This window comes from Pedobacter agri PB92, from assembly GCF_000258495.1.
GTDB classification, from domain to species: domain Bacteria; phylum Bacteroidota; class Bacteroidia; order Sphingobacteriales; family Sphingobacteriaceae; genus Pedobacter; species Pedobacter agri.
This window is the reverse complement of the sequence record NZ_AJLG01000262.1, coordinates 1-4891: the sequence shown is the minus strand read 5'-3', so window position 1 is coordinate 4891 and position 4891 is coordinate 1. Positions and strand designations below refer to the sequence as shown.

At 40.9% G+C, this 4891-nt stretch carries 4 protein-coding genes and 1 pseudogene; 3 read left to right on the top strand and 2 right to left on the bottom strand.

The window, feature by feature from the left end:
- From ON09_RS22590 to ON09_RS22580, 3 genes are all read left to right on the top strand, one after another.
- A partial coding sequence (locus ON09_RS22590) for a glycosyltransferase (protein WP_029204573.1) occupies positions 1-995 on the top strand: 995 nt, incomplete at its 5' end.
- On the top strand, positions 988-2016 hold the full coding sequence (locus ON09_RS22585) for a glycosyltransferase (RefSeq protein ID WP_010603339.1): 1029 nt from the start codon (positions 988-990) through the stop codon (positions 2014-2016). The genes ON09_RS22590 and ON09_RS22585, both read left to right, overlap by 8 nt.
- Positions 2009-2842, top strand: coding sequence for a glycosyltransferase family 2 protein (locus tag ON09_RS22580; protein ID WP_010603338.1), 834 nt, complete (start codon positions 2009-2011; stop codon positions 2840-2842). Before ON09_RS22585 ends, ON09_RS22580 begins: the two co-directional genes overlap by 8 nt.
- A 92-nt stretch (positions 2843-2934) precedes the next feature.
- Here the strand turns inward: ON09_RS22580 and ON09_RS22575 are convergent, their stop codons facing one another.
- Complete coding sequence (locus ON09_RS22575; RefSeq protein WP_010603337.1) at positions 2935-4308, bottom strand: MFS transporter; 1374 nt, start codon at positions 4306-4308, stop codon at positions 2935-2937.
- Positions 4309-4891, bottom strand: a pseudogene (locus ON09_RS22570) (RagB/SusD family nutrient uptake outer membrane protein); the annotation flags it as partial. It lies immediately after the preceding gene.

Sequence of the window (4891 nt, the reverse complement as noted above, 5' to 3'; positions counted from 1 at the left end):
TCATTGTTGCACATGCAAACCAACTGGTGCAAATGGGGCACACCGTTGATGTGATTGCAAAAGACACGGATGAAAGAAACCTGTTTAATGTAATTGAACTCCAGGAAAGCCCTTTAAGCATGAAAGATGACGCCTATCGGCCCTGTCCGGAGTGGCTTGGACAACAACACTATCAGAGTTTACAATTCGGAATGCTTGACGTAAACAATTATGACATCATCCACTACAACTCATTTATACCAGAGATTTATGCCGTTGGCGCCCTGCTTAACATCCCAAGCGTATTAACATTGCATTTGCCACCTACGGAAAAATTTGAACTGATGTACAAATTTTTCTTAAAACATGCACCCGCTTTGCCTATTGGCATTTCTAAACGAATGAGCAAAAGCTGGGCATCATCATTAGGAAAAGATATAGACGTTATTTTGAATGGAATTGTGCTTCATCAATGGAAATTGCATCATCGAAATAATAATGGTTACCTTTTATGGAGCGGAAGAATCACCAAAGAAAAAAACGTTGAAGCCGCAATTCATTTGGCTAACCACCTAAAGCAGCCACTAAAAATCATCGGCCCTATATTCGATCAGGAGTATTTCAGTACCCATGTTGAACCAATGCTTAGCGAAAGGATTCAATACATTTCCCACGTCAATCAGCAGCAATTAAACGAGCTGGCCGGAGGTGCTTCAGCTTATCTGGCCACCGCCCTCTGGGAAGAGCCTTTTGGCCTGAGCACGTTGGAAATGCTGGCGTCTGGCCTGCCGGTTGTGGGATTTTACACCGCAATCCCTCCTGAATTAAGAGATAAAAAAGTATCTATTGCAGTTGATTCAGATGACTGGCGTGACTTAATCAAGCCTTTAGAGAAAGCTATGCATGCTACTCCACAGACCTGCAGAAACTTCGCTCATTCATTTGACATGCAGAAAACTTCGGAGGCATATGCTGAGGTTTATCATCGTTTATCAAAAACACCATGTCATGAGTAAACCGGTAATATTCTATTTTGTACATGCACATGGCAATGGCCATCAGGCAACCTTTAGTATGCTGTACCCAGAATTGTCAGTCTTTTTTGAGGTCATTGCGATAACTACAAATACCAGTATAACCAACCGTTTAAAAAACACATACCAGGTACAAGTCATCGAATTGCCACCCAAGTATCCAGCAAACTACGAAATTCCTGAACATACCTATTCAAAAGCTTTCGAAGTTACACCATACGTTCAGGAGGCTGCAAAGCGAGCCAAATCAATGGCTGACGCAATATTGCTGCATAAGCCGAAAGCATTTTACTGCGATGGCGTTCCTGAATTAGCAATTTTGGTCCGGGGAATGGGAGTACCAGTTGTTTTAGTTCACTTACCGGGAAATATCTCTAAAGACCCAACCCAGGTATTTGCACATGAGCTAGCGGACCACATCATCGCTCATTTTCCTTTCATACTTGAACAACCCGACTATAAATATTCAACCAAAACTTTTTACAGTGGATATATATCAAGGTACGATTGTAGCAAATTCAATCGAAACACCTCTGCAAATATTCATCAGGTTTCCATATTGTTAGGCTATGATAATTGGGATCAGGCTATAGTTAAAAAAATGACGCAGGATCCGGATATCCGATTCACCATTATTGGAAACAAACAACGTTATGATCTTGGTAAAAATTGTAACCAGCTCGGAATGGTAAAAGATATCAGCCAGGCTATAACAGGAGATCTTGTGATATCGGCAGCGGGGCAAAATACCGTCGCAGAACTATTATCAATGAATAAACGATTGATCCTGCTTCCCGAAGTCCGGCCGTATGAGGAGCAAGAGGTGCATGCTCGCATGTTGTCTGATCAGAAGATCGCCCTTTTAGGCGAGGAAAATTTTAACGCCGAGCAATGGCAAATGCTGCTCCAACGAGCGAAAGCATTTACCCCAGCTTATAAAAATTTAGTAAATATTACTGCAGCGGCAGATGTAGCACAAAAAATGCAAGAATGGTATGGTTGAATTTAGTATTGTAACTATTGTAAAAGGAAGGAGAAAGCAATTGGCAAATCTCCTTGAATCTATCAGGTTGTCGGTTGTGCTTCCATTCGATGTTCAGGTGGTTTGCATGGATGACTTGGAAGAAATGCCTGTATCAAAGGGTCTGAACATTAATTTTCATAGGATCAAACAAACGCATGAATTGCCATTGGCTGCCGCAAGAAATGTGGGGATGAATGCCACCAAGACCACCAACATCATATTTATTGATGTTGATTGTATTGTTTCGCCAACACTGTTTTCAAATTTGCTGAAAGATTTATCGGTAAAAAATATCGTAACGGCCTACCCGCTTTATCTGCCCATGCTTCCAGATTCAGGCAATTACAATAACCTGAAGCATATGGCTGTACCACATCCAAACAGAGAAGAGATTCCCAGCGGAGCGCCTGTTGGACATTTACAATTCTGGTCTTTAATATTTGCGATTCAAAAACCAACATTCGAAAATATCGGTGGTTTTGACGAATCCTTTACAGGTTATGGTGCAGAAGACACAGATTTCGCCATGATGTTTCATCAAGCTCACATTGACCTAATTTTCGTTCGCGATGATGTCCTTCACCAATATCACGACAAATACGATCCACCCCTAAATTATTTCAATTCGATTATTGAAAATGCAATCCGTTACCATCAAAAATGGAAAGTTTTGCCAATGAAACGTTGGTTAAAAGCATTTGAAAAAATGGGCCTAATCAAAATTGACTCGGCCGATTGTATAACTGTGTTTCAAAAACCTTCCGCCAGGCAAATAGAAGATAGTCTTTCGCAGCATCCTTATTGAAAGATATAGCGTTTTCTATTCGATAAATTGAACTGATAAATTACTCAGAAATTTAGAAATTGTAAAAGTGGGGTTGGTTATAACAAACATTTTTAAGGTTTGCTCATTTGCCATGCATCTGAGTTCGTTGTATGATATTTTTCTTCACCGTCAATTTCAGCCATGTCAGAAATTTGCTGTTCGAGTTTATTGAAATTTAACAGCCGTAAAAGAAAAGCGCTCATCAACATCATCAAGGCAAACAACGCAAAAGACACTTCCCAGCTAAAAAAAGATTTCACAGGCGCAATCAGGGCAGCACCAACCATTGATCCTAATGCACCGATGGTCATATAAAAGGTAAATTGACTCGCTGAAACCTTTTTCGAGCAGCACTGCATCGCAATTGCAAACACTCCGATTTTCGCAAAGGCGTTCACCCACCTGTAAATGATGATAAAGCTGTACAGAAAAGGAACATTAGTCCAGTATTTACTCAGAAAAACGAGCAATAATGTTTCAAAGAAAATGAAAAATAAGTAGGTGTAGATCATTCGCTTCTTCCCGAATTTATCAATCAACCAACCTCCTACCAACATTCCCAATATGCCACCAGTAAGGTCTGCGATCGAAAAAACATGAGAATAATATACATTCGTCCAACCGCTTACTTTAACGGCAAAAATGGGTAGTAACTTCTCAAAATAATTGTAAGCACCCTGTGAAGTAAAAAGCAAGAGACCAAGTAAAAAAGAGTTTTTCAAACTGAAAGCCATATACAATGATCTGACCATCGCCGCCCAGCTATTGATCTGGAGTTTTTCATTATCTTCATCAGGTGCCCCTGAACTCCATGGAAAAATTCGCTCGGAACTCCGCTCCCGCAATAATAAGGGTACAAAGATGATCAGCCCAATCAGTATAGCAATGACCAGGACAGAGATTTTAAAATTATAATCTGTGAGCAACCAGGTTCCAATGGTGAGTGCAAATGAGCTTCCAATCATCCGCGATCCATTCATGTAAGCATTTGTTTTTGCCTGCTCTTCTGCCGGCACAGTATCTACGGCTAATCCATCAGTGGCGGCATCTTGCGAGGCGCCAAAAATCGAAACGATAAAGCCGCCAATAACCAGCAAATGAACATTGTTGAGCGGGTCTGGCACAAATGCGAAGCCTACCATACTTAAAAATAATCCCGTCTGGCAAATAATTACCCAGGGTCTTTTACGTCCCATTGGCAAATAAGTGTAGCGATCCATTAATGGTGCTACGAAGAATTTAAAGGTCCAGGGAAAGGCACAGGCTACATCGAAACTACCAATTTCTACAATGCTTTTATCGTTCATGGCCATCCAGGCAGGTATGCCAATAAATAACATACCCATTGGCAATCCCTCTGCAAAATAAAGGGCTATAAAATTAAAGTACCGTAGCACTGCACTGTCGGCCAATGCCGGTAATTTTGTTTTTTTTACTAGCTGCATTTAGTTGTAGATGGCTACTTTAGTGAACTGATCTGGCAAGGGTTTTGGAACATTGGGATTGGTATTGATCTCCGTTTGCGGATAGATGAATCGGTTGGGTTTTTTAGATCCTGTTTTTAACGGAACCGGCAGTTCTACCACTGGAACAGCTGATGAAAGCCTGCGATAATCATTGAACACTTCATATTGCATCAATAAGGTAATATACCGTTGAGCAATGATTTCGTATAGCAATGCATATTGCACACTGCCTGATCCTGTTGGATTTGCCAAACCATTTCTACTAAAATCCGATAAGGTATAAGCGTCATATTTTCGCCCCGCAACTGGCAACGTTCTGCCATTAAAAACACCACTACTTAATCTGGAGCGCACACTATTTAAGGATATAACGGCTTCCTCCAGCATACCCAATCTTGCCTGAGCTTCTGCCAGGATCAACTGGTTTTCATAATAGGTTAATATCGGGTGAACGGCATTTGCAACAAAAGCACCATCAACTGTATTGGGATCAAGACTACCAGTAGCCGTAATGCCTGTTTTGAAAAAAATAGTTGTAAATGGCGGTTTCAAGTGTGTACGT

Excerpts from the sequence above, each read along its gene's own strand:
- ON09_RS22585 (WP_010603339.1), top strand. The coding sequence starts at position 988 with ATGAGTAAACCGGTAATATTCTATTTTGTACATGCACATGGCAATGGC.
- ON09_RS22575 (WP_010603337.1), bottom strand. The coding sequence starts at position 4,308 with ATGCAGCTAGTAAAAAAAACAAAATTACCGGCATTGGCCGACAGTGCA.
- ON09_RS22580 (WP_010603338.1), top strand. The coding sequence starts at position 2,009 with ATGGTTGAATTTAGTATTGTAACTATTGTAAAAGGAAGGAGAAAGCAA.